The organism is Pseudarthrobacter ribosi, assembly GCF_055412865.1.
In genome coordinates this window covers 22,597-48,354 of sequence record NZ_JBVAYZ010000001.1, presented here as the reverse complement: position 1 = coordinate 48,354, position 25,758 = coordinate 22,597, and the positions used below count along the sequence as shown (strand labels likewise).

At 67.4% G+C, this 25,758-nt stretch carries 18 protein-coding genes; 10 read left to right on the top strand and 8 right to left on the bottom strand.

The window, feature by feature from the left end; translation table 11 throughout:
- Window positions 1-1,602, bottom strand: a complete 1,602-nt coding sequence (locus ACZYZ5_RS00190) for a cytochrome ubiquinol oxidase subunit I (RefSeq protein ID WP_463898282.1) — start codon at window positions 1,600-1,602, stop codon at window positions 1-3.
- Between the two features lie 251 nt (window positions 1,603-1,853).
- Here ACZYZ5_RS00190 and ACZYZ5_RS00185 point away from each other — a divergent pair, with 251 nt between their 5' ends.
- Window positions 1,854-2,774, top strand: a complete 921-nt coding sequence (locus tag ACZYZ5_RS00185) for an NmrA family NAD(P)-binding protein (RefSeq protein WP_463898279.1) — start codon at window positions 1,854-1,856, stop codon at window positions 2,772-2,774.
- 118 nt (window positions 2,775-2,892) lie between these two features.
- Here the strand turns inward: ACZYZ5_RS00185 and ACZYZ5_RS00180 are convergent, their stop codons facing one another.
- Complete coding sequence (locus ACZYZ5_RS00180) at window positions 2,893-3,759, bottom strand: MIP/aquaporin family protein (RefSeq protein ID WP_463898277.1); 867 nt, start codon at window positions 3,757-3,759, stop codon at window positions 2,893-2,895.
- Window positions 3,760-4,208: 449 nt separating this feature from the next.
- On the opposite strand from ACZYZ5_RS00180, the gene ACZYZ5_RS00175 reads away from it, so the two are divergent.
- From ACZYZ5_RS00175 to ACZYZ5_RS00165, 3 genes are all read left to right on the top strand, one after another.
- On the top strand, window positions 4,209-5,645 hold the full coding sequence (locus ACZYZ5_RS00175; RefSeq protein ID WP_463898274.1) for a DUF2252 domain-containing protein: 1,437 nt from the start codon (window positions 4,209-4,211) through the stop codon (window positions 5,643-5,645).
- Window positions 5,646-5,791: 146 nt separating this feature from the next.
- Window positions 5,792-6,178, top strand: coding sequence for a BlaI/MecI/CopY family transcriptional regulator (locus ACZYZ5_RS00170; RefSeq protein ID WP_069951345.1), 387 nt, complete (start codon window positions 5,792-5,794; stop codon window positions 6,176-6,178).
- Between the two features lie 6 nt (window positions 6,179-6,184).
- Window positions 6,185-7,174: a M56 family metallopeptidase gene (locus ACZYZ5_RS00165; protein ID WP_463898271.1), complete on the top strand. Its 990-nt coding sequence runs from the start codon at window positions 6,185-6,187 to the stop codon at window positions 7,172-7,174.
- Window positions 7,175-7,284: 110 nt separating this feature from the next.
- On the opposite strand, the gene ACZYZ5_RS00160 is transcribed toward ACZYZ5_RS00165, so the two are convergent.
- Window positions 7,285-9,393: a DNA gyrase/topoisomerase IV subunit B gene (locus ACZYZ5_RS00160; protein WP_463898268.1), complete on the bottom strand. Its 2,109-nt coding sequence runs from the start codon at window positions 9,391-9,393 to the stop codon at window positions 7,285-7,287.
- 237 nt (window positions 9,394-9,630) lie between these two features.
- Between ACZYZ5_RS00160 and ACZYZ5_RS00155 the strand changes: the two genes are divergently transcribed.
- Window positions 9,631-9,852 (top strand): DUF7455 domain-containing protein, encoded by a 222-nt coding sequence (locus tag ACZYZ5_RS00155; RefSeq protein WP_463898265.1) that lies wholly within the window; start codon window positions 9,631-9,633, stop codon window positions 9,850-9,852.
- Between the two features lie 180 nt (window positions 9,853-10,032).
- On the opposite strand, the gene ACZYZ5_RS00150 is transcribed toward ACZYZ5_RS00155, so the two are convergent.
- The 4 genes from ACZYZ5_RS00150 to ACZYZ5_RS00135 all read right to left on the bottom strand — a co-directional run bounded on the left by ACZYZ5_RS00150 (window position 10,033) and on the right by ACZYZ5_RS00135 (window position 15,509).
- On the bottom strand, window positions 10,033-11,367 hold the full coding sequence (locus ACZYZ5_RS00150) for an RNA polymerase sigma factor (protein ID WP_463898262.1): 1,335 nt from the start codon (window positions 11,365-11,367) through the stop codon (window positions 10,033-10,035).
- Window positions 11,368-11,729: 362 nt separating this feature from the next.
- Window positions 11,730-13,073, bottom strand: coding sequence for a DUF4192 family protein (locus tag ACZYZ5_RS00145; RefSeq protein ID WP_463898260.1), 1,344 nt, complete (start codon window positions 13,071-13,073; stop codon window positions 11,730-11,732).
- A 130-nt stretch (window positions 13,074-13,203) separates the two neighbouring features.
- Window positions 13,204-14,535: an MFS transporter gene (locus ACZYZ5_RS00140; RefSeq protein WP_463898257.1), complete on the bottom strand. Its 1,332-nt coding sequence runs from the start codon at window positions 14,533-14,535 to the stop codon at window positions 13,204-13,206.
- 35 nt (window positions 14,536-14,570) lie between these two features.
- Entirely contained in the window at window positions 14,571-15,509 is a 939-nt protein-coding gene (locus ACZYZ5_RS00135; RefSeq protein ID WP_463898255.1) for a proteasome assembly chaperone family protein, read from the bottom strand.
- A gap of 289 nt (window positions 15,510-15,798) precedes the next feature.
- Here ACZYZ5_RS00135 and ACZYZ5_RS00130 point away from each other — a divergent pair, with 289 nt between their 5' ends.
- The 5 genes from ACZYZ5_RS00130 (at window position 15,799) to ACZYZ5_RS00110 (ending at window position 22,035) form a co-directional block, all read left to right on the top strand.
- Window positions 15,799-17,325: a leucyl aminopeptidase gene (locus tag ACZYZ5_RS00130; protein ID WP_463898252.1), complete on the top strand. Its 1,527-nt coding sequence runs from the start codon at window positions 15,799-15,801 to the stop codon at window positions 17,323-17,325.
- Window positions 17,326-17,578: 253 nt separating this feature from the next.
- Window positions 17,579-18,964, top strand: a complete 1,386-nt coding sequence (gene lpdA, locus ACZYZ5_RS00125) for a dihydrolipoyl dehydrogenase (RefSeq protein WP_463898250.1) — start codon at window positions 17,579-17,581, stop codon at window positions 18,962-18,964.
- A 126-nt stretch (window positions 18,965-19,090) separates the two neighbouring features.
- Window positions 19,091-20,890, top strand: coding sequence for a 2-oxoglutarate dehydrogenase, E2 component, dihydrolipoamide succinyltransferase (gene sucB / locus ACZYZ5_RS00120; protein WP_463898247.1), 1,800 nt, complete (start codon window positions 19,091-19,093; stop codon window positions 20,888-20,890).
- 164 nt (window positions 20,891-21,054) lie between these two features.
- Entirely contained in the window at window positions 21,055-21,405 is a 351-nt protein-coding gene (locus ACZYZ5_RS00115; RefSeq protein ID WP_463898243.1) for a hypothetical protein, read from the top strand.
- Window positions 21,406-21,606: 201 nt separating this feature from the next.
- Complete coding sequence (locus ACZYZ5_RS00110; RefSeq protein WP_463898240.1) at window positions 21,607-22,035, top strand: OsmC family protein; 429 nt, start codon at window positions 21,607-21,609, stop codon at window positions 22,033-22,035.
- A gap of 99 nt (window positions 22,036-22,134) precedes the next feature.
- Here ACZYZ5_RS00110 and ACZYZ5_RS00105 read toward each other — a convergent pair whose 3' ends face one another.
- On the bottom strand, window positions 22,135-25,689 hold the full coding sequence (locus ACZYZ5_RS00105) for a S41 family peptidase (RefSeq protein ID WP_463898238.1): 3,555 nt from the start codon (window positions 25,687-25,689) through the stop codon (window positions 22,135-22,137).
- Between the last annotated feature and the right edge of the window lie 69 nt (window positions 25,690-25,758).

Genomic DNA, 25,758 nt, shown 5'->3' with positions numbered 1-25,758 from the left:
TTAGTAGGCGAAGGCCAGGACGTCGTCGGCGTCCCCGGGCTTGCCGGGGCCACCGCCCCTGGGAGTGGCGTCCTCGTTCTCATCCGCGGGCACGTGCGCCAGTTCCGGCATGGCCGCGACCACGCCGCCGCGGACGTATTTGACCAGCAGCTTGACCTCCACCACCAGCAGCACCGCATACACGGACGTGAGCGCCACCAGGGAGGTCAGGAGCTCGCCGGCGGAGACGCCGGGTGAAACGGCGGCGGCGGTGAACATAAACACCTGGTCGATCCCGCTGGGGTCCGGGTTGGGGGCGACGACGAACGGCTGGCGGCCCATCTCGGTGAAGATCCAGCCGGCGGCGTTGGCTCCGAACGGCGCCAGGATCCCGAACACGGCCAGCCGCATGAGGCCGCGGGAGGCGGGCACTGTCCCGTTGCGCGTGGCCCAGAGGGCAACCAGCGCGGCCAATGCCGCCAGCCCGCCGAAGCCGATCATCATGCGGAATCCCCAGTAGGTGACCTCCATGACCGGGACGTACTGGATCTCCTGCCCGGCCCGTTCCCCGTAGATGGGGTTGTCCGGCAGGTGGGTGCCGTAGTCGGCCTTGTACTGGTCGATCAGGCTGTTGACGCCCTGGACCTCGGTGGTGAAATCGCCCTTGGCGAGGAAGGACAGGATCCCGGGGACCTCGATGAGCGCGACGATGTCGTCGCAGTTCTTGGAGCCGACGTTGCCGATGCTCAGGATGGAGAAACCCGTGCCGTCGTGGCAGGCCGCTTCGGCGGCGGCCATCTTCATGGGCTGCTGTTCGAACATGAGTTTGCCCTGCAGGTCCCCGGTGATGGCCGTGCCGGCGAAGGAAATCATGGCGACGACGGCGCCGATCCGCAGGGAGCGGATCCAGACGGCGTGGTCGGTGCGGTCCCGGCCGGGGATGGCGGCCTCGCCGGGTACAACCTTGCCGTCCGCGCCGATGGTGTCGATCCCGTCGTGCCGGCGGCGCCACAGGTGGTACCAGGCGATGCCGAGGAGGAAGGCGCCGGCGACGGCGAGCGCGCCGAAGATGGTGTGCGGGACAGCGACGAGGGCGGTGTTGTTGGTGAAGACTGCCCAGGCGTCGGTCATCACGGGACGGCCGTTGATCATCTCAACGCCCACGGGGTGCTGCATCCAGCTGTTGGCGACGATGATGAAGTACGCGGAGAAGACCGAACCGATCACCGCGATCCAGAGGCAGGCCAGGTGGACGCCGGGTTTGAGCTGCTTCCAGCCGAAGATCCAGAGGCCCAGGAACGTCGATTCCACGAAGAACGCCAGCAGGGCCTCCATGGCCAGTGGCGCCCCGAACACGTCACCCACGAAGCGGCTGTACTCGCTCCATGCCATGCCGAACTGGAATTCCTGCACAATGCCGGTGGCGACGCCCATGATGAAGTTGATCAGGAAGAGCTTGCCCCAGAATTTGGTCATCCGGAGATACTCCGGCTTGCCGGTACGGTGCCACATCGTCTGGATCACGGCCACGACGAGTCCCAGGCCAATCGTGAGCGGCACCATCATGAAGTGGTAGACGGTGGTGATTCCGAATTGCCACCGTGCGATTTCCAAGGCGTCCAAGGCAGTCCTTCACTTGCTAGGAGCAACTTCTACATCACGTAGAAAGATTCTTCTACAGAGTGTAGAACACTTTGAGGGTTCAATGCACCCAGAGTCCCACGGCAGGTAACGGCCCGCAATGCAGGCGGCACCGTAGACTCTTTGGACCCGGGGCGTCGCTGAGTCAAAACCCGGAAGTCATCATTTCCGCACCGTTGGTAGTCTTTAGCCGACCGACGCCTTCCCACGAGTCATCATTTGAGGTGCGAACAATGCCCGCGACGACACCCCCTTCGGGCACCGTCCTTCTCGCCGGCGCCACCGGCGATCTCGGCGGACGGATCCTGCGGAATCTGGTGACCCTGGGGGCCACCGTTCGGGTCCTCACGCGACCAGAGACCGATACAGCGCGGATTGCCCGGCTACGCGCCCAGGGAGCCGAGGTGGTCCAGGCGGATTACGCCGATCCGGACGGCCTCAGAAGGGCCTGCACGGGAGTTGATTGCGTGGTCTCCGCGATAAACGGTCTCGACAGCGCAATCTTCGGCGCTCAAACGCGCCTGCTGGAGGCGGCTGCCGCGGCGGGCGTGCCGCGTTTCATCCCGTCCGATTTCTCCATCGACTACCGTGGTATCCGGCCCCGGAGCAACCGGAACCTGCAGCTCCGCAGGGACTTCGCACAGACACTGGACGCAACCGAAATCCGGGCAACGTCGATCCTCAACGGCGCCTTCACCGACATGCTCTCCGGGCAGGCGCCAATGATCCTGTTCTCCCGTCACCGGGTGCTCTTCTGGTCCGACCCCGACCAGGTGCTCGACTTCACCACCAAGGACGACACGGCCACCTACACCGCCGCCGCTGCCCTCGACGAGCGGGCGCCCCGCGTCCTCCAGATCGCCGGGGACCAGGTCACGGCAAGGACCCTGGCCGGCACAATGACCGACCTGACCGGGACGCAATTCCGGCTCCTCTACGCGGGCAGCGTCGGTTCCCTGACGACAATGAGCCGTGCAGTGAGAGCCCTCACGCCGGCCTCTGACGCACCGTTCCCGCCGTGGCAGGGCATGCAGTACTTCGCCAGCATGTTCAGCGGCGACGCGAACCTGCACCACATCAACAACGACCGGTACGGCAGCCGGAAGTGGACGACCGCCCGGGACATCCTGGAACAGCACCGGCAGCAAAACTGACCGCGGAGCAAGCGAAGCGGGGCATCTGTCCCTGGAACCAACGGGACGTGGCCTGGAACCAACGGGACGTGGTGGCCCGGCCATTTCCCGGCTGCGGGATCGGCGCTCCCACTTGCCGCTAGGGTTTCTGGTCCTTCGCAGCCTCGGTGAAGAGGGCTCCCTGCGCGGCGCCGGAGCCCGACTTGCCGCCGCCCCCGCCGCGCAAAAGGAAAGCGATGCCGACGGCGACCACCGCGCCGGCCAATGGCCCAGCGACATACACCCAGTAGTCATTAAAGTTTCCCCCGGCGAGATCGGGCCCGAACGTGCGTGCCGGATTCATCGATGTGCCGGAGATAGGGCTGCCCCATAGACCGGCCACGGCAATGTACGCGCCCACCGCAAACGCCCCGAGCAATCCGACATTCTGCGCCCCGGAGGCGGTTCCCAGGATGACGCTCACCAGCACCAGCGTCAGCAGTGCCTCCATTCCGAACGCGGCGCCCGCCGAATAGTCCGCCGCCGGGTAGTTGGATCCGTAGGTGGCGGAGACTCCGATCAGGGCCTGGAGCAGCACACAGGCAAGCGTCGCCCCGATGAGTTGTACAACGATGTAGCCGGGCACCCGTCGCCACGGGAAGTCACCGCGGAGCGCGAACGCAATGCTGACCGCGGGGTTCAGATGAGCGCCGGAAATTTTGCCCATGAAAAGGATGATCCCCATCACCATGAGGCCCGGGGCCACCACGGCCGCCGACCGACTGATGACACCGGGAAACGCCTGATTCATCATGCCGCCTCCGGCCGCGACAATGACGAGCAGAAAGGTGCCGTACAGCTCCGAGAAGAGGCGCCTCCATTCCTGGCGCGGATCATTAAAATCCTGGATCCGCAGCAGGATGTTCTGCTCGACAACGCCCAGTTCGCTGGCGAGATTGTGGTCATGCGCCCGGTCCTCATCCGCGCGCACGCGTCCTCTTCTGACTTTTCGCTGATTTTCCTCCATGGCCGATCGCCTCCGCCGACACTGGCATCGTGCCGGCCCGGAAGAGAGCCGGCACCTGAAAAGGCCAATGTACCGCTGCTGGAGTCCCTTGTCAGCGCCGCGGGGGTCGCTCGGTACTAGTTGGCGAACGGCACAATACCGTCCACCAACCAGGGCAGTTCCGGGCCGGTCAACATTTGCGGCGCCAGGGACACCATGAGCCACGCGGGCAGAACCGCCAGACACAGGACATCCTGCCCTGACGTCGCCAATGACGCTTCAACCTCCCGACCTCGTGACGGGATCCTTCGGCATCGCGTTGACCACGGGCCGATTCAGGGCCACAATCGCAAATACCTGCGCAGCCTCATTGAGCGCAGGGCCGAGGCGCGTTTGCGCAACTCAGCAGGGACTGGCCCAGGCAACGGGTGCTCGGGGCGGTTCCTGACCTTAAAGGGAGGTCGTCGATCATGGCCGAGACCAAAGTCAAGCACTGGAGCGTCGAGGAACGGGCCGCGAAAGGCAAGGGCTACCGTAAGAAGACTCCAGTCTCCAGTCCCGCGGGTTGGGTTCCCGCGCCGGACCGGCCGGATCCGGTTGCGCTCCTCGAGGAACAGAATCTTACGCGCGAGCAGGACCTCGTCCCGGTGCGCCACGGACGGATGCTGGTCTCACCGTTCACTTTCTACCGGGGCGCGGCCAAAATAATGGCCGCCGACCTGAAGGACACTCCACGGGCCGGTCTGGTCGCCCAGCTGTGCGGGGACGCCCATCTGTCCAACTTCGGCGTCTTCGCCTCCCCGGAACGTAATCTGCTGTTCGACCTGAACGACTTCGACGAGACACTACCGGGCCCGTTCGAGTATGACGTCAAACGCATGTCCGCGAGCTTCACCATCGCAGCGCGGAACAACGCCTTCACCAAGGCAGAAACCCGCGATATAACCCTTACCGCGGTTCGGGCGTACCGCGAAGCGATGGCCCAGTTCGCGCAAATGCGCACGCTGGATATCTGGTATGCCCGCCTGTCCGAAGAGCAACTGGTAGAAGCGATCGACCTTGCAGCGGGAACGCAGAAGGGAAAAGCGCTCAAGAAGGCAGCCCAGGGCATGGCAAAGTCCGCGCGGCAAACCGTCGCGAAGGCCCACACCCGGGACAGTCTGCAGGCACTGTCCAAGCTCGCCGAAAGCGTCGACGGGCAGTACCGAATCGTCAGCCAGCCACCCATCGTTATCCCCCTCCGGGATCTGGGCGAATCGTACAGCATGTCTGCTGATGAGGTGGAGCACGCGGTTCGTGAGCAGTTCCGGTCCTACCGGGCCACGCTGCCGGATGACCGGCGCCACCTGCTCGAGCGCTTCGAAGTCATCGACGTCGCCCGCAAAGTCGTGGGCGTCGGCAGTGTCGGCACCCGGGCGTTCATCGCCTTGCTCCAGGGCCGCGACCAACAGGATCCGCTGTTCCTCCAGGTCAAGGAGGCGACGAAATCCGTGCTCGAGGACCACTTGCCGAAGAGCAAGTTCAAGCAGCCGGGCGAGCGCGTGGTGCAGGGGCAGCGGATGATGCAGGCCGCGAGCGACATCTTCCTGGGCTGGACCAAGGGCGTCCAGGACAACCGGTACCTCTACTGGCGCCAACTGCGTGACATGAAGGGCTCGGCCGTCGTGGAAGCGATGCAGCCGCTCGGCATGACCTTCTACGCCAATGCCTGCGGCTGGACACTGGCGCGGGCGCACGCCCGGTCCGGCGACCCGGTCGCGATCGCCGCCTACCTGGGCAAGAGCGACAAGTTCGATCTGGCGATCACCGACTTCTCCGCCCGCTACGCCGACCAGAATGAACGGGACTACCAGGCCTTCGCTGACGCGGTCCGCTCCGGCCGCCTGGAAGCAGTCGAGGGACTCTAGGTCACCATCGTCCACGACACGCCCGGGCCGGGCACTTCTACCTCATGTAGAAACTATCCGCAAAACACGCTAAATTTAGGAGTGAAGTATTCACTGACCGCCCGGCCGAGTCGATTCGCCGGGCGGCCCTCACGAAGGACGTACGAATGGCAAGTCTCGGTGAACTGGAACGGGCAGTGATGGATCTGCTCTGGGCAGGCCATGAGGCTGCGACGGCGAACACCCTGCGGGATCTGCTCGCACAGAGCACGCGCCCCGAAAACGGTACCGCCGGCCACGAGGGCAAGGACCTGGCCGTCACCACGGTACTGACCGTGCTCTCCCGTCTGGAGCGCAAGGGCCTGGTCGAGCGTGAGCGCGGCACCCGTCCGCACCGCTACCAGGCAGTGTCCAGCCGTGAGGACCACACCGCTGAACTGATGCACGAGGTGCTGGGCTCGGCACCCGACCGCGAGGCCGTGCTGGCCCGCTTTATCGGCTCCGTCACCGACACTGAAGCAGAAACGCTGCGCAAGCTGCTGGGACTCAGCTAGCGCCCAATGTTCTGGACCTCATGGTTTCTGGCGGTCCTGGCGATAGCGCTGGCCTGGCCGGTGCCTATCCTGCTGTCCCGTGCCCAGTGGCCGGCACGCTCGCCGTTCACGGCGATGCTGCTCTGGCAGGCCATCGCTCTCGCCGGCGGGCTGTCCATGATCGGCGCCATGCTGGTCTACGGACTGGAACCGATCGGGGACAACCTGCTGGCCGGCCTCAAGGCTCTTGCCGGGATGGTCCTCCACAACGCGCCCACCACGGAACTGGGTTTCTGGCACATCTTTGCGCTCTCGGCCGCGGCACTGCTGACAGCCCATCTGGTTTTCACGCTGCTGCTGACGTACTACAAGATCCAGCGCCAGCGGCGCCGGCACCGCGAGCTGCTGGCCCTGCTCGCGTCCCCGTCCGCCGACGGCCCGCGGACCATGGTGATCAACGTCGACTCCCCCGTTGCCTACTGTCTGCCGGGAGGGGCCCGTTCGGTCACCGTGCTCTCTGACGGGCTCATGGCGGCACTGGAACCCGCCGAGCTCCGTGCGGTCCTGAACCATGAGAACGCCCATTTGGACCAGCGTCACCATTTGCTGCTCTGGGCTTTTGCCGCCTGGCGGCAGGCGCTGCCGTGGCTGCCCACCACGCGGCTGGCGCAGGAAGCCGTCAGCTCGCTGATCGAGATGCTCGCCGACGACGTCGCGCTAAGGACCGAGAGCAGGGGCACCCTGATCAAGGCGATCGCGATTGTGGCGAGCGGCTCCCCCGGATTGCCCGCTGCCCGGATGGCTTTCGGCGAACCGGAACTGTCCGACGGAGAGGCAGGCCAGCCGGGTGCCACCGGCGGGGCGGGTTCGGCCCGGACGACGGCGTCCCGCGTCAGCCGCCTGCTCTCGCCGCGGCCTCCGCTCCCGGAACCCCTGCGCGCGGCGGTCCTGGCGGCCTGCCTGCTGCTGCTGGCGGTTCCGACCGCCCTGCTGATTGTCCCCGGTCTGCTGGGCTGAGCCCCTCCGCGTCGACCGCCGCTGGGGCAGGTCCGGGGTCCCACCGGAGAGGCCAACGCGGTCAACGGCGAAGTAAACGCCGGCCGCTTTCCTCTTCATTAAGGGCCGGGTCAGGCGTCGATGCGCTCCCGGTCCAGTCCCGCCGCCCCGGCGATGATGAAGTCCTTGCGCGGCGCGACGTCGGATCCCATCAGCAGGTCGAAGGTCTCTTCGGCGTGCTTGGCGTTTTCGATGCCGACCTTGCGCAGGGTGCGGTGCCGCGGGTCCATCGTGGTCTCGGCCAACTGCTCCGCGTCCATCTCGCCCAGGCCTTTGTACCGCTGGATCGGCTCCTTGTACCGCTTGCCTTCCTTGGCGAGCCTCGCCAGCAGGACATGCAGTTCCGCCTCCGAGTAGGTGTAGATCATCTCGTTGGCCTTCTGCCCGGCGTTGATGACCTCCACCCGGTGCAGCGGCGGGACGGCCGCGAAGACCCGGCCCTCCTCGATCATCGGCCGCATGTAGCGGAAAAACAGCGTGAGCAGGAGCGTGCGGATGTGGGCGCCGTCGACGTCGGCGTCGGTCATCAGGATGACCTTGCCGTACCGGGCGGCAGTGATGTCAAAGCTCCGCCCGGAGCCGGCGCCCACCACCTGGATGAGCGCGGCGCATTCGGCGTTGGAGAGCATGTCGCCCACCGAAGCCTTCTGGACGTTCAGGATCTTGCCGCGGATGGGCAGCAGCGCCTGGAAGTCGGAGGAGCGCGCCAGCTTGGCGGTGCCGAGCGCCGAATCGCCCTCGACGATGAACAGCTCGGAACGCGCGACGTCGTCCGTGCGGCAGTCCGCGAGCTTGGTGGGCATGGAGGACGTCTCGAGGGCGTTCTTGCGGCGCTGGGTTTCCTTGTGGACGCGGGCGGAGATGCGCGACTTCATCTCGCTGACGACCTTTTCCAGCAGCAGCGCCGACTGGGCCTTGTCGTTGCGTTGGGACGAGGTCAGCTTCGCGTTGATTTCCTGTTCCACGACCTTCGCCACGATGGCCCGCACGGCCGAGGTGCCCAGGATTTCCTTGGTCTGGCCCTCGAACTGCGGTTCTGCGAGCCGGACGGTGAGGACGGCGGTGAGTCCTGCGAAGATGTCGTCCTTCTCGATTTTGTCGTTGCCGGCCTTCAGCTTCCGTGCGTTGGTCTCGACCGCCTTGCGGAAGGTCTTGAGGAGCGCCTGTTCGAACCCGGTCTGGTGGGTTCCGCCCTTGGGCGTGGAGATGATGTTGACGAACGTGCGGACCGTGCTGTCGTAGCCGATGCCCCAGCGGAGGGCGACGTCGACCTCGCAGTCCCGCTCGACCTCGGTCAGGTGGCTGTGGCCCTTGTCGTCCAGGACCGGAACGGTCTCCTTGAACTTGCCGGCCCCGTGCAGGCGCCAGACATCCGTGACGGCGGGGTCGGCGGCAAGGTACTCGACGAATTCGGAGATGCCGCCGTCGTGGTGGAAGACCTCCTCGTGTCCGCCGAACTCGCCCGGGGTGCCGGGGAGCTTGCGCTCGTCCCGCACGGTGAGTTTCAGGCCCGGGACCAGGAAGGAGGTCTGGCGGGCGCGGGCGGCGAGTTCGTCGTAGGAGAACTTGGCGTCCGGGGTGAAGATCTGCCGGTCCGCCCAGTAGCGGATCCGCGTGCCCGTGACGCCGCGCTTGGCCTTGCCCACGATGTCCAGGACGGAACCGTCGACGAAGGGCGCGAAGACCGAGGCCGGGTCCGGCCGGGAGCCGGTGTCCTTGAAGCGGCCGGGCTCGCCGCGGCGGAAGGACATCTTGTAGGTCTTGCCGCCGCGGTCCACTTCCACGTCCAGCCGGGCGGACAGGGCGTTCACGACGGAGGCGCCGACGCCGTGCAGCCCGCCGGAGGCCGTATAGGAACCGCCGCCGAACTTGCCGCCCGCGTGCAGCTTGGTGAAGACAACTTCGACGCCGCTGAGCCCGGTTTTCGGTTCGATGTCCACCGGGACGCCGCGGCCGTCGTCGTGGATCTCCACCGAGTTGTCCGCATGCAGGATGATTTTGATGTCATGGCCGAACCCGGCGAGGGCCTCGTCGACGGAGTTGTCGATAATCTCCCAGAGGCAGTGCATGAGTCCGCGGGAGTCGGTGGAACCGATGTACATGCCCGGACGCTTGCGGACGGCCTCGAGGCCTTCCAGTACGGAGAGGTGCCGGGCGGTGTAGTCAGAACTTGGTGCCACGGGGCGGAAACTCCTTCAGGAACGGGACCGTCGCCATTGGACGGACAAAGCTTTTGGCGCTCTTCCTAGGGTAGTCGGAGTGCCGGCGTCCGGCGTGCTGCCACTCCTCCGGGGCCGCACGCGCCGGAACCCGTTACCGAGACGTGATACGCGTACAGCGAAAGTGGGCCATCCGTGCCATGTTTTGGCTGCGAATGCTGGTTATATAGGTATACCGATCTACCAAGGAGGCCGAACATGACAACAGCAGTTGCGGACCGCACACTCAACACCGTCGACCGGTGCGATCGTTGCGGAGCACAGGCGTATGTCCGGGTTGTTCTCGGCGCCTCCGGAGGTGAGCTTCTATTTTGCGGCCACCACGCCCGCGCCGTAGAACCGACGCTCAGGCCGCTTAGCTCTGACTGGCACGACGAGACGGGCCGACTTCACGAGAAGCCGGCGGTCGCGGTCGACTAAAGTCCGGTCCCTAGACCACCACATGAGAAAGAGCCCCTCCGATTCCGGAGGGGCTCTTTCGCGTTCACGACCAACCATTACGAACAGCGCACGTCGTTTAACGAACAATGCGGGGTCCCTCCCGGCCCGATCCTCCGCGGAGGATGAGCCGGGAGGTGACCCCGCATTGTTGATGCGTGCCTAGTCCAGGTAGTCCCGGAGGACCTGGGAACGCGACGGGTGCCGCAGCTTGGACATGGTCTTGGATTCGATCTGGCGGATCCGCTCACGCGTGACTCCGTAGACCTTGCCGATTTCGTCTAAAGTCTTCGGCTGTCCGTCGGTCAGGCCGAAGCGCATCGCGACCACGCCGGCTTCGCGTTCGGAGAGGGTGTCCAGCACCGAGTGCAGCTGTTCCTGCAGCAGGGTGAAGCTCACCGCGTCAGCGGGGACCACTGCCTCGGAGTCCTCAATGAGGTCACCGAATTCAGAGTCGCCGTCCTCGCCCAGCGGAGTGTGCAGCGAGATCGGCTCGCGGCCGTACTTCTGGACTTCAACGACCTTTTCCGGTGTCATGTCCAGTTCGAGGGCCAGCTCTTCGGGTGTGGGTTCGCGGCCGAGGTCCTGCAGCATCTGGCGCTGCACGCGGGCGAGCTTGTTGATGACCTCCACCATGTGCACCGGGATGCGGATGGTGCGGGCCTGGTCGGCCATGGCACGCGTGATGGCCTGGCGGATCCACCAGGTGGCGTAGGTGGAGAACTTGAAGCCCTTGGTGTAATCGAACTTCTCGACCGCACGGATCAGGCCCAGGTTGCCTTCCTGGATCAGGTCCAGGAACAGCATGCCGCGGCCGGTGTAGCGCTTGGCCAGCGAGACCACGAGGCGGAGGTTGGCCTCCAGCAGGTGGTTCTTGGCACGCTTGCCGTCGTGGATGACGAATTCGAGCTCACGCTTGAGCTTCGGATCCATGGTCCCGTCGTCGGCGTTGATCTTTTCCTCGGCAAAGAGGCCGGCCTCAATGCGCAGGGCGAGATCGACTTCCTGCTCGGCGTTCAGCAGGGCGACCTTGCCGATCTGCTTCAGGTAGTCCTTGACCGGGTCGGCGGTGGCGCCGGCGGACATGACCTGCTGCACGGGGGCGTCGTCATCATCGGCGTCCGAGTAGACAAAGCCGGAGCCGGTGGCGGCCGCGGCGGCCTTGGCGGGGATTTCCTCCCCGTCCTCTCCGATCTCGACAGCCTCCACGACGACGTCGTCGAGGTCTACCTCGGCTTCCTCATCGGTGTCATCGTCACCGTTGGCTTTGCCGGCGGCTTGCGCCGCGGCCTTAGCGCCGGGCTTGGGCCCGCGCTTCTTGGGTTCAGGCTTGGCGACTGCCGATGCGGTGGTGTCACCGTCGGCCGAGGCTGCGTCTTTGACAGCCTTGTTGGCTGCGCGCGTGGCGGCGCGCTTGGCGCTCGTCGCCGCCTTCTTCTCCTCGGGGGACAATACGGCCTGGTCGGCGGGTTCCTTCTTCGCGGAAGACGGGGTCACAGAAAACCTTTCTAGCGGCGGTCTGTGGAATCACCATACGGGCAACACCACTATGACCCTGTCAAGTCCGTGTTTGACATCAGGTGCAATCACGACCAGCAGAGCCACTAAGTAGAACTCCTGGGGTGACCGTAATGTTCCCTGTTTCCACGGTTCACTACAAGCACTTGATACACGGACCCAACCGGGTCTCGGCAACCATTGTCTCACGGTTTTCTCAATCGGGACCGACGCGGGGCGCGGGCCCGCGATATCCGGCGGCGGCGCTGCGCCCGGCGTGGGCCCGGCGGTGGACGGCGGTGGCTGGTGCTGGTCCGGGCGTGGCCCGGCGGTGAACGGGGTGGCCTGGTGCTGGCTTGGTGTCAGGCAACGTCAGGCTCGAACCGCTGCCAGGCCGTCTCTCGACTGGCCGCCCAGCCGCAGAGCGTCCCGCGGCGGACCAGCTCCGCCAGCAGCTCGGCCAGCCGGTAGCCCGGGAGCTCCTGCTCCGCGCGGCGGAAGAGTGCATCGGCGAAGGATCCTTTGCCGCGGCACCACTCAATCCAGCCCCGCCCGGTCAGCGCGGCGGCTCCCGCCTCACCGCCGGCGGTGCACAGCTGCTCCAGCACCCGGTCCAGGCGTGCCATCAGGGCCCAGTCCGGCAGCGGTGGTGCCAGGCCCAGCAGGACCTCTCCGTACCCGGGAACCTCCGGCCGCTCATGGCCTGCACCACTGCCGCCGCCCTCTCGCCCGCCGCCCCTTCCCCGGGGGTGCCCACTCCCGGGGCGCCCTCTCCCGGGGCCCCCACACCCGGGGGCCGGGCCGCGCGGCGGGAAGCCTTCCAGCGGAGGCAGCGGAGCCAGAGGTGGTAGAGACTGTTGGGAAGCAGGAAGGGAACCGCCCCCTCCGGGATCCGGCGGTCCGCCGTGGAACACACCGAAGTCCTCGGCTCCGCGCTCAGCGGCCTCCGTCCCGGCCGCCGCCATCACCAGCACCGCGTCGCGCCAGGACGGGACGCACAGGGATGCGCGCAGGTAGCCGGTGAGCGCCGTGGACAGTGTCGGCGCGTGGGTCTGCAGCACGCGCGCCCACACGTCCAGGACCTGGCCGAACTGGTCCCTGTCCCGCACGTGGGCGGAGAACAGCTGCGCCCAGTCCCGCTGGGCCTCCAGCACGGCGGGATCCGGCGGACCCGCCGGCGGCGTGAGCAGGGCGGCGCCGGGAGCCGCGCCCACGGTGCTGCCGCGGTAGACCATCTCGGCGTTGAGCCTGCTGTTCCTGATCTCCTCCACCGGACGCCCGGGCGGTGCGCAGCACGACGGGTCCAGGCAGTAGGCGTTGCGCCAGTGGTCGGCGCCGACGAGCCAGGCGTCCCGCACGGGCATGCCGGCGTCGGCCAGTGCGTTTTCCAGCGCCGCCAGGAGTTCCGCCCACGGCGCGCCGTCCCCGTCGGTTTCGGTGAAGAGGGCCAGCAGCGAGCCGTCCGCCTCGGCGTCGGCCGCCAGGTAGGACACCACGGAACGGGCAAAGCCTGCCGGCCCGGGAGTGCCGGACCAGTCCGGGCTTCCGCCGCCGCCCGGGAGGTCCACCCGCAGCGTGGCACCGAGCCGTTTGCCCTGCATGGTCATGGCCACGAGGCTGCGGGCCGGCCAGTAGCCCAGGGAGTGCGGGATGAACCCGAGGATGTCCTCCGGGCCGGTGATTCTCAGGTGATCGGGAGGTGTCATGAAGCCAGCTTCGCGGCCCGGACAGGCCCGCGTTAGGGCCGGCGTGTCCTATGTGGACAACCCGGGTTGTCAAGCCCGGGCGGACTGCATGGCGTGGACCGCGGCGGGAGACCGGGCCAGGTCCCTGCGGTCAGGGCGTGCGCCGCCGCTCTGCACTGCGCCGGCGCTGTTCGGCGAGGGCCGCCAGCAGCGGCGGCACCCGGACCCCCTGTGCCGCCATCTGCTTCCGCACCTTCCGGCGGCTGACAACGATGGCGGCAGACCCGCCGGCCAGCAGCAGGAACTGCACGCTCAGGGCAATCCGGAACGGATCGAGCCCGTACAGCTCGCCCTGCGAGAAACCGGTGGCGTGCAGAACGTCAAGGACCAGGCCGATCAGGTAGATGGCGATGAGGGAGGCAATAAAGCCGCCCACGTTCACAATCCCGGTCGCGGTGCCGATCCGGTGGGCCGGGTTAAAGGTGCGGGCGAAGTCGAAGCCGATCATGGAACCGGGGCCGCCGATGGCGAGCACCACCACGAGCCCGGCCAGCAGCCACAGCGGGGAACGTCCCGGAATGAGCAGCACCGCCGCCCACGCCGCGGCGGTGGCGGCGGAAATCAGCAACACCATGGTGGACCGCCGCAGCGGGTGCCGCGCGACGAAGCTGCCCATCAGCGGCCCGGCGGCGATGGCCGCGGCCACGTACAGCGTCATCAGCGCGGAAACGGCCGGCGTTTCCAGGCCCTGCGCCGAGATCAGGAAGGGATAGCCCCAGGTCATCGCGAAGACCGTGCCGCTGAACTGGACCGTGAAGTGGCTCCAGAGCCCCAGCCGGGTACCGGGCTGCCGCCAGGCGTGGGAGATGGAGATCCCGGTGGCGCGCAGCCCCTGGGACGGTTCCGGTGCCGGATGCCCGGGCGGCCGGTCCTGGAGCAGGACCAGCACAAGCACCACGGCAAGGACGGACATGGCCGTGAGGGTCAGGAACGCGGGGGTCCAGCCGGCGAGGTGCAGGATCATGGCGAACGGCACCACACTGAAGAGCTGGCCGAGCTGGCCGGACATTCCGGTCAGCTGGGTGAGCAGCGGGACGCGCGCGGTAGCGAACCAGATCGGGATCAGCCGGATCACGGCGATGAACGTCATCGCATCGCCGGCGCCCACCAGGACCCGGCCCAGCACGCCACCGGGGATGTTCTCGGCAAAGGCCAGCTGGAGCTGCCCCAGACCCATCAGGACGGCGCCGCCGGCGATCATGGCCCGGGAACCGAAGCGGTCCACGAGGATGCCGACCGGAATCTGCAGGGCCGCGTAGACGAGGAGCTGCAGCACGGTGAAGAAGGAGATTTCGGCCGCGCTGGCGTGGAAGCGTTCCGTGGCCTCCAGCCCCACCACGCCGAACGAGGTGCGCTGGCTGACCGCCACGAGGTACGCGAAGACCCCGACGATCCAGATCAGCCATGCGCGGGGTGCAGTCACTCCCCCATTATGCCCAGCAGAAAGAGAAATAGTATTTATTCGCCGGGTTCTTTACGGGCCAGGTAGGCCTCGACGGCGGCCCCGAGGTCATCGGCGTTGGGCAGCTGGTCGTTCTCATCGGCGAGCAGGGACCGGCGGACGGTTCCTTCGGCGTTCTCGTCGTACCGGGTTTCGAGCCGTGAGACCACCTGCTGCACATCCTCCGAAGCCTCAATCTGCTCGGCGATCTGGCGCCCGACATCCCGGCCCGCTTCCCGGAGCCGGTCGGCGGGCAGCATCAGCGAGGTGGCCGCCCCGAGGTATTCGAGTCCGGCGACGGCCGCCGTCGGGTACTCGGCCTCGGCAAGGTAGTGCGGCACGTGCATCACGTAGCCGGCGACGTTGCGGCCGGCCTCCGTGAGCCGCAGTTCAAGGATGTGGCCAACGGCGGCAGGAACCTCGACGGTGGGCTTCCACACCGAGATGCCCTCGATAAGGTCCGGGCGGTTGCCGTGCACCGTCACTCCGACGGGCCGGGTGTGCGGGACCGGCATGGGAATGGAATGGATCCAGGTGACGAGGTTGACGTCCAGTTCCTTGACGATGCCCACGACTGCGCGCGCGAAGCGCTCCCACTGCAGGTCCGGTTCGAATCCGGCCAGGAGCAGGAACGGGCTGCCGAGCCCGTCGACCAGGCGGTAGAGCGCCAGGCGCGGCGCCTGATAGTCCTGCAGGTGATCCTCGACGAAGCTGATCTGCGGGCGGCGGGACCGGTAGTCGATCAGCTGGTCGGCGTCGAATTCTGCCACCATCTCGGAGTCCAGGGTATCCAGCAGTTCGGCGGTGATCTGCCGGACGACATGTCCTGCGTCGGCGAACCCGGTGAAGCCCATGACGAGGTTCAGCCCGTGCAATTCGGGGCTGTGGAACAGCGCGTCATCACGCAGGTAAAGCGATTCGGGGTCCAGCAGGGAGCCGGAAATCCGTTCAAGCACGGCATGTTCCTTTCGTTGTAGTCAGTGGGCAGCCGGACGGCCCTGCGGGGCGGCGGCGCTGATATGGGGTACAACACGGCGGAGTACCGGCGCATTCCTGATCGGGGTGTGCTCCAGCTCTCATTCAATTGAACACCCGCGCCGGGGAGAGACTACGATCGGAGCTGGCCGTATGACGGCTTGAAGACACTTGGGTTACGTCTCAAACCGGCAGCGGCCCAGGTTCCAAGGCAGGGCGCCGAACATGCAGTTCCTGCCGTAAAAACTCAGAGAATTGAGGACTGTCCTCGTGGTCAAGAATACTGAAGTCAAACTGAGTGCAGTCGCGGGGGACCTTAAGAAGTCCCCCAGCGACGCCCTTGTCATCGGCGTCGGGCAGGGCACGGACGGCCCTGTCCTGCTCAGCAATCCCCTGACGGCCAAAGCGGCCGAAGCCCTGGCGGAATCACTGAGTGTTCTTGGCATCACCGGGGCAGCCGACCAGGCCCACCGCCTCCCGGGCCTGAGCGAAACCGGCGCGACAGTCCTCGTACTCACCGGCGTCGGAAAGATTTCCGCCGCGCAGCCGCTCACCGAAGAGGCGCTCCGGCGTGCCGCCGGCTCTGCCGTCCGCCAGCTGGCCGGCGTCGGCACGGTCTCCCTGGCCCTCCCGACGGCGTCGCTCGCCGACGTTGCCGCCGTCGCCGAGGGCGCCGCGATGGGCGCCTACTCCTTCACCGAATACCGCTCCTCCAGGGGAGACCTGAAGGATCCGGTCAGGAACGTCGTGATTGTCACGGACTTTGCCGCCAACAAGGCCCTGTTGCCGGTCCTGGACCGAGCCGCCCTGATCGGCAAGGCCGTCAACGCGACCCGCTCCCTGGTCAACCAGCCGCCGAGCCACCTCTACCCCGAATCCTTCGCGGACGCCGCCAAGGAACTGTCCAAGGGCCTGCCCGTCAAGGTCACAGTATGGGACGAGAAGCGCCTGGAAAAGGAGGGCTTCGGCGGAATCCTCGGCGTCGGCAAGGGTTCGACCCGGCAGCCGCGCCTGGTCAAGGTCGAATACTCCCCCGCCCGGGCCACCGCCAAAATCGCCCTCGTGGGCAAGGGCATCACTTTCGACACCGGCGGCATCTCGATCAAGCCGGCCCTCGGCATGGGCGACATGAAGTCCGACATGGCGGGCGCCGCCGTCGTCCTTAACAGCGTGCTGGCCATCGCCGGCCTCGGCCTGCCCGTCAAGGCGACCGCCTGGCTCTGCATCGCCGAGAACATGCCCTCCGGCGCCGCGCAGCGCCCGGCCGATGTGCTCACCATGTTCGGCGGCAAGACCGTCGAGGTCCTCAACACCGACGCCGAGGGCCGGCTGGTCATGGCCGACGGCATCGTCGCCGCCAGCCAGGAGTTCCCGGACGCCATCATCGACGTCGCCACCCTCACCGGCGCACAGCTGGTCGCCCTCGGCGACCGCACGGCCGGCGTGATGGGCGCCGACTCCGTCACCGGCCCGCTCAAGGCCGCCGCGGACCGCGCCGGCGAGCTGGTCTGGCCGATGCCGCTGCCCGAAGAGCTGCGCCCCAGCCTCGACTCGCAGGTCGCGGACATCGCCAACATCGGCGAACGTCACGGCGGCATGATGACGGCGGCCGTTTTCCTGCGCGAGTTCGTGGGCAAGGGCAAGGACGGCGAGCCGATTCCCTGGGCCCACATCGACATCGCCGGCCCGTCGTTCAACAACGGCAGCCCCTACGGCTACAACCACAAGCAGGGCACGGGCTGCACCGTGCGCACGCTGGTGGCCTATGTCGAGGACATTTTGGCCAAAGCGGCCTAGGCGCAATCCGCCCAGCCGTCCGCGCGGCCTGCTGGGCGGGGCAGCCTGCCCCGCCCAGCAGGCCGCGTGACACTGGACACAAGCGCTCCACAAACGCCACGGCAGGGTGGAGCATGTATTAGTGGTTCGCTAAGGTGAACAACGGTAGTCACAAATGAAAGGGAACTGTCCTGCTGGCATAATCACGGCAGGGAAGTTCCAAGACCAGATGATGCGTACTCTCGTGTCATCGTTCACGCGAGGGAGCGTTTTAGTGGCCGATCAGGCAACTGCGCAAGAATTCGACATCCTGGTACTCGGCGGCGGCAGCGGCGGCTACGCAACTGCCCTGCGTGCCGTTCAGCTCGGCCTCACCGTCGGCCTGATCGAAAAGGGCAAGCTCGGCGGTACCTGCCTGCACAACGGCTGTATCCCCACCAAGGCCCTGCTGCACTCGGCGGAACTGGCCGACCACGCCCGGGACTCGGCAAAGTACGGCGTCAACGTCACCCTCGACAGCATCGACATCACCGCTGTCAACGCCTACAAAGACGGCATCATTGCCGGCAAGTTCAAGGGCCTGCAGGGTCTCATCAAGGGCAAAAAGGGCATCACCGTCATTGAGGGCGAAGGCAAGCTCCAGGGCACCGACACCGTCGTCGTGAACGGCACCGCGTACAAGGGCAAGAACATTGTCCTCGCGACCGGCTCCTACTCCCGCTCGCTGCCGGGGCTGGAAATCGGCGGCAAGGTCATCACCTCCGACGAAGCCCTCACCATGGATTTCATCCCCAAGAGCGCGATCATCCTGGGCGGCGGCGTGATCGGCGTCGAGTTCGCTTCAGTCTGGAAGTCCTTCGGCGTCGACGTCACCATCATCGAGGGCCTGCCCTCGCTGGTCCCGAACGAGGACGCGACGATCGTCAAGGCCTTCGAGCGTGCCTTCAAGAAGCGCGGCATCAAGTTCTCCACCGGCACCTTCTTCCAGGGCGTCGAGCAGTACGCCGACGGCGTCAAGGTCACCCTCGTGGACGGCAAGACCTTCGAAGCCGACCTCCTGCTCGTCGCCGTCGGCCGGGGCCCGGTTACGGCCAACCTCGGCTACGAGGAAGCAGGCGTCACCATCGACCGCGGCTTCGTCATCACCAACGAGCGACTGCACACCGGTGTCGGCAACGTCTACGCCGTGGGCGACATCGTCCCCGGCGTCCAGCTGGCACACCGCGGCTACCAGCAGGGCATCTTCGTCGCCGAAGAAATCGCCGGACTGAAGCCCGTCGTCGTCGAGGACGTCAACATCCCCAAGGTCACCTATTCCGAGCCGGAAATCGCCACGGTGGGCTACACGGAAAAGGCCGCCAAGGCCAAGTTCGGTGACGACCAGATCCAGACCCAGGAATACAACCTCGCCGGCAACGGCAAGAGCTCCATCCTGGGCACCACCGGCCTGGTCAAGCTGGTCCGCCAGAAGGACGGCCCCGTCGTCGGCGTCCACATGATCGGCGCCCGCATGGGCGAGCAGATCGGCGAGGCCCAGCTGATCGTGAACTGGGAAGCATACCCGGAGGACGTGGCCCAGCTGGTCCACGCACACCCGACCCAGAACGAGTCCCTCGGCGAGGCCCACCTGGCTCTGGCCGGCAAGCCCCTGCACGGCTAACAGTTCCGTCCGCACCACCGCAAGAACTCCGTGTTTAGTGCACCCGGCCCAAAACGCCGGGTGCACTAAGCTCGACCAAGGCAGCAATCATCCGCACTAAAGATCAATAAGGAGAACGGGGACGACATGTCTGAATCCGTTAACTTGCCCGCCCTCGGTGAGAGTGTCACCGAAGGAACCGTCACCCGCTGGCTCAAGCAGGTAGGTGACCGGGTAGAGGTGGACGAGCCGCTGCTCGAGGTTTCCACCGACAAAGTAGACACCGAGATCCCCTCTCCGATCGCCGGCGTGATCGAGGAAATCCTCGTCGCCGAAGACGAGACCGCTGAAGTTGGCGCGCCGCTGGTGCGCATCGGCGACGGCTCCGGTTCCGCCGGCTCGGGCGAGGCGCCCGCCGCCGAGGCTCCGGCCGAGGAAGCGCCGGCAGCTGCGGCTGAAGCACCCGCCGCCGAGACCCCGTCCGCCGCCGAAGCTCCGGCCCCCGAAGCTGAAGCACCCGCCGCCGAGGCTGCTGCTCCCGCCGCCGAGCCTGCTGCTCCCGCCGGCGAAGGCCACGAAGTCACGCTCCCCGCCCTGGGCGAGAGCGTCACCGAAGGCACCGTCACCCGCTGGCTCAAGAGCATTGGCGACACCGTCGAGGTTGACGAGCCGCTGCTTGAGGTGTCCACCGACAAGGTCGACACCGAGATCCCGTCACCGGTCGCCGGCACCCTGCAGGAGATCCGTGTCGCCGAGGATGAAACGGCCGAGGTCGGTTCTGTCCTCGCCGTGATCGGTTCCGGTGCGGCCCCCGCCGCTGCTCCCGCCAAGGAAGCCCCGAAGGAAGCGGCAGCAGCTCCCAAGCAGGAAGCTGCCCCGGCAGCGGCTCCCAAGCAGGAAGCCGCCCCGGCTGAGGCACCGAAGCAGGAAGCCCCCAAGCAGGAGGCCCCCGCACCGGCAACGGAAGCCGCCCCGGCTGCGCCCGCTGCCGCTGCTCCGGCCGCCGCGTCCGCGGAGTCCGGCTACGTCACCCCGCTCGTCCGCAAGCTGGCCAACCAGCAGGGCGTGGACATCTCCTCGCTCTCAGGCACCGGCGTCGGCGGGCGCATCCGCAAGCAGGATGTGCTGGCGGCGGCAGAAGCCAAGGCCGCACCCGCGCCCGCCGCGGCTGCCCCGGCTCCCTCCGCTGCTCCGGCGGCGCGTCCCTCCGCTGATCAGTCCTCGCTGCGCGGCACCGTGCAGAAGGCCCCGCGGATCCGCCAGGTCATTGCCCGCCGCATGCGCGAGTCGCTGGACATCTCCACCCAGCTCACCCAGGTGCACGAGGTCGACATGACCAAGGTCGCCAAGCTGCGCGCCAAGGCCAAGAACTCCTTCCAGGCCCAGAACGGCTCCAAGCTGACCTTCCTGCCCTTCATCGCCAAGGCCGTGGCCGAGGCACTGAAGCAGCACCCGAAGGTCAACGCCTCCTACGACGAGGACAAGCAGGAGATCACGTACCACAACGCCGAGCACCTGGCGATTGCGGTGGACACTGACAAGGGCCTGCTGGTTCCCGTCATCACCGACGCCGGCAACCTGAACCTTGCCGGCCTGGCCGGGAAGATCGCCGACGTCGCGGACCGCACCCGCAATGGCAAGATCGGCCCGGACGAGCTCTCCGGCGGAACCTTCAGCATCACCAACATCGGTTCCGTAGGCGCGCTGTTCGACACGCCGATCATCAACCAGCCGCAGGTTGCCATCCTCGGCACCGGGTCGATCGTCAAGCGGGCCGTCGTCGTCGCCGATGAGAACGGCGATGACTCGCTGGCCATCCGCTCGATGATGTACCTCTCCCTGACGTACGACCACCGGCTGGTCGACGGCGCCGACGCAGGACGCTTCCTGCAGACGCTGAAGGCACGCCTTGAGGAAGGCGCCTTCGAAGCCGACCTGGGGCTCTAGCCTCGAAGGGCATTTAGCACACCGACGGCGACGGCGGTGCGGGCGCCGGTGGGAAACCACCGGAACCCGCGCCGCCGTCGCCGTTTTCGTGGCCGGCCGGGCGCGTCCCCGGGCCGGGCGGGTCTTTACTACGGAGCGTAGAACGTTCTGGCTAGACTGATGCCATGAATATCGTCTATAACGTCATGGTCTTCCTGCACATCGTCGGCGCCGCCATGATCGTGGGCATCTGGATCGGCCAGATGAAACAGCCCACCGTGCACCCGCGCCAGTTCGACGGCGCCGTGCTGCAGCTGCTCACCGGCATCGCCATGATGGGGCTCATTCCGGTCTTGGACATGGAGGCCAACTACGCCAAGCTCGGCATCAAACTGGTCGTGGCAGTGGTCGTGGCTGTCCTGGCCTTCATCGGCCGCCGCAGGTACAAGAAGGGCGAGGAGGTCGGCAAGGGCCTCGCCCATGCCGTCGGCGGGCTGGCCCTGCTCAACGTGGCCATCGCCACCCTCTGGCAGTAGCTCTCCCTCCTGGCATTAGCTCCCATCAGCAGCGACGGCGACGCACCCTCCCGGGGTGCGTCGCCGTCGTCGTCCGGGTGCGGGTCATAATCCTCCGAGAGCGGACACCGGTGCGCCGGAGGCGCCGAATCCCTAGGATGGGACACGACATGATCCGGCTTCGCCGGGTCTGTGGAATTTCAACGAACTTGAGGAGTGGACATGGCTGCTACACGCACCGCACACACTGTATGGAATGGCGACCTGATGACGGGCGCCGGCAACACCACGCTGGACAGCTCCGGGCTGGGTAACTTCGATGTCACCTGGAAGGCGCGCGCCGAGGCTTCCGAGGGAAAGACCAGCCCCGAAGAGCTTATCGCCGCCGCGCATTCGGCCTGCTTTTCCATGGCCTTCAGCCTCGCCGTCGCCCAGGCCGGCCACACGCCCGAGGAGGTCAACACCAAGGCCGATGTCACCTTCGTGCCCGGCACCGGCATCACGGACAGCCACCTGACCGTCAGCGCGCGGATTCCGAATATCACGGAAGAGGAATTCCAGCGTATCGCTGAGGAAGCCAAGGTGGGCTGCCCGGTCTCGGCCGCCCTGACCGGCATCAAGATCACCCTGGACGCCACCCTGGCCTCCTAGCCTCTGAGGCGTTACGGCGAAGGCCCCCGTTCCCTGACCAAGGGAACGGGGGCCTTCGCCGTTTCCCGGCGTCGTCGGCGGGCGGCGCCGGACGCTGGCCTAGTTGCCGGGCTGGCGGTCCGGCAGCGGGGCGGGCCGGACCCGGCGGTAGCCCTCGCGCAGGGGCGGCCGGTCGGTGGGCAGTTCCTGGATCATTTCCTTGAGGGCGCCGATGCCGTATTCCAGCTGCGGGTCGGTGCCGGCGGCGTACGCGTGCGGCGGGAAGGTCACTTCGATGTCCGGGGCGACGCCGAAGTTCTCAACCCCCCAGCCCACGCCGCCGGAGAACCAGGTGGCGTAGCGCGGCTGGGTCACGCCGGTCCCGTCGGCCAGGGCGAAGCGGTTGTCGATCCCGACGACGCCGCCCCAGGTCCGGGTGCCGATGACCGGGCCGATCCCCCGCAGCTTGGAGACCTGGGTGATGATGTCGCCGTCGGACCCGGCGAATTCGTCGGTCAGGATGATGACGGGTCCGCGCGGCGCGTGGTGCGGGTACGTCCGCGGCCGCTCCCCGCGCGGCATGCTCCAGCCGGTGACCTTGCGGCCGATGAGCTCCGCGACAAGCTGGGAGGTGTGCCCTCCGCGGTTGCGGCGGACGTCGACGATCAGCCCGTCCAGGGCCGTCTCGGTGTCGAGGTCGCGGTGCAGCTGGGCCCAGCCGTTGGCCATCATGTCAGGGATATGCAGGTAGCCGAAGGTTCCCTGGGAGGCCTGCCGGACGGTCCTTCGGTTCGCGGCCACCCATTCCTGGTACCGCAGCCGCTCCTCGTCCTTGACCGGGACCACGGCCACACGGCGCTGCTTCCCTGCCTGGCTGCCGTGCCCGGCGCCGTTGCGCAGCGTCAGCTCGACGGCGCGTCCCGCGGCGCCGACCAGCTGCATGGCGGGCGTGCGCTCCGCGGTCAGCTCGACGCCGTCGATCGCCAGCAGCACGTCGCCGGCCTTCGCGTCCGCGCCGGGGCGGGTCAGCGGCGAGGTGGCGAGCGGATCGGAGGACTCCCCCGCGAGGATCCGGGTGATCTCCCAGCCCTCTCCGGTGAAGGCGAGATCCGCGCCGAGCCGGCCCTGGCCGTTGCTGCCGTTCTCGGTGACAGCAAAGGGACGGACGTAGGCGTGGGAGGTGCCCAGTTCACCGTGGAGCTCCCACAGCAGGTCCACCAGGTCATCGTGCGAGCCGAGCCGGTCCACGATCGGACGGTAGCGGGCGTGCACCGAGTCCCAGTCCTGCCCGGCCATGTCTTCCGTCCAGAAGAAGTCGCGCTGGAGCCGCCAGGCCTCGTCGAAGGCCTGTCCCCAGACGCTGAGCGGGTCGAGCTGCACGCGGATGCGGCTGAGGTCGACCTTGACCAGCTGCCCGGATTCCTCGTCCGCCTTGGCGTTGGCCGGCGAAACGCGGATCTGCTTGTCCTGCAGGACCACGACCTTCTCGCCGTCGCCGGAGAGCCGGTAGCTGTCCAGGGCGTCCACGATGATCGTGGTTTTGCGCCGGGCCAGGTCGAAGCGGACGAGGCAGGGCGCCGCGTTCTTGTCCTCAAGGCTGGCGCGGCCATCGCCGGTGACACCAAAAAGCTCGTGGTCGAGCCAGAGCAGGGCCCCGTCGGTCGCGGTGAGGGCGGAGTAGTTGCCCTGCGGGACCGGCACGCTGATGACGCGGTGGGCCAGGCCCTCGGCGTCGACCCGGACCGCGGGCACCTGGTCCTGGTCCGAACCCTCGGCTTTGGCACCGGCTTCGGGGCCGGTGCCGGCGTTGTCCGCCAGGTCAACGCTGGGGCCGAAGGGCGAGGGAGTGTCCGCGGCGAGGGCCACGAGGTAGGGCTTGATCGGGCTCGGGAAGGACAGGTCGAAGGAGTGACCGTCGTAGACCGGGTCGAAGCTGCGGTTGGAGAGGAACGCCAGATACTTGCCGTCAGGCGTGAACGACGGCGATTCGTCGCGGAAGCGCCCGTCGGTGACCTCGATGATGGTGCGCTTCCCGTCCGCTGCGGCGCCGGCGTCCACGCCGGTAAGGCGCAGCCGGCTGCGGGAGCCGAAGGACGTCACCGGCTCGGACCAGCCCAGCCAGGCCGAGTCCGGGGACCAGCTGAAGCCTTCGATGCTGCCCTCGCCGATGCTGCTCACGAGGGTCAGGGTGCCGGTCCGGGTGTCGGCCAGGTAGATGTCGCCGAAAGCAGTGCCGACGGCGAGCCAGTTGCCGTCCGGGCTGGCCTCGATGGCGCTGGCCCGGGTCGGCTTGGGGAAATTGATCCTGGTCGGGCGGCCCGACAGTTCCTGCGGCGCCGGGACGTTGACTTCCGCAAGCCCGGCGGTATCGGCAGCGTCGTCGGCGTCGTCCGGGATGGCCGGGTGTGCTGCCGGGACCGCGGCTGCGGTGCCCGGCCGGGTGAGGGCTGCGGCGGGGACCGGGCTGGGCAGGGGTGAGCCGGCGTCGGAATCCCCGGCCGGCTGGGCCCCGGGCTCGTGTCCGGCAGGGTTTCCTGCGAGGTTTCCGGCGGCGGCGTTTCCGGCCGCGGGGTTTCCGGCGGCCAGGGGCGCGGCGATCGCCTTCAGATACAGGGCCTCGACGCCGTCGTGGTCGGCAACGTAGGCGATCCGGCCCGCGCCGAACGGGCGCGGCAGGCGGGCACGGACGCCGGGGGTGGCTTCCAGGACGCGCGAGGGGCCGTCCTGATGCCGCAGCCAGTGCAGGGTGCCGTGGGACTCGACGGCGCTGGAGCCGCCGGTACGGTCCGGAATCACATCGCCGAGGTGCTTTGACGGCTTGAGCGGCGCTCCGCGGCGGGCCTGGGACGCGGAGCCCAGGGAGATCTCAAGTTTGACGGCCTCCGAGCCGAGGTCCGGCAGCAACCACAGCTCACCGGCGGATTCGAAGATGACACGCCGGCCGTCGGTGGCGGCGTGCCGGACGTAGAAGTCCTCGTGGTCCGTGTGGCGGCGCGGTTCGGAGCCGTTGGGCAGCACGGAGTAAAGGTTGCCGTAGCCCTCGTGGTCGGAGAGGAAGGCGATCCGGCCGTCGACCCACATCGGGTCGGTCAGGTTGCCGTCCAGTTCGGCGGCGAGGCGTTCGAATTCGCCGTTTCCGTCGGTGTCGATCCAGAGCTTGCCGGCGGCGCCGCCCCGGTAGCGTTTCCACCACGCGGGTTCACGGGAGAGCACGCTGGCGAGGACGACGGGGCGTTCGTCGCCGACCACCGGTCCGAAGGCCACGGACTCCACCGGGCCCAGCGGGAGTTCCGCGGCCCAGCCGCCGATGACGGGCAGGCTGTAGGCGTGTGTGTGGCGGCTGTCGGCCTGGCGGAAGGCGCTCGTGACCAGGACGTCGCCGTCGGGGGTGAAGCCCTTGACTTTGGTGGTGGCGTGGCCGAAGTAGCTCAACTGCCGGTAGCCGCCGCCGTCGACGTCTGCCGTGACAACTTCCGGGGCCGTACCCTGAATGACCGTCCACACCAGGCGCGTGCCGTCCGGCGTGAAGCGGGGGTTGCGGGCCGGCAGCTGCAGCGAGGAGACGCGCCAGGCGCGGCCCCCGCCGAGAGGCGCAATCCAGACGTCGTCCTCGGCCACGAAAGTGACCAGATCGCCGTGCAGATGCGGGAAACGGAAGTAACTCGAAGAGGTCATCGTTAGATCATAGTCAAGACGGGCCCTCCCGCCCGGGAGGTATCCCTGCCGTGCCGGGCATGGTGAGAT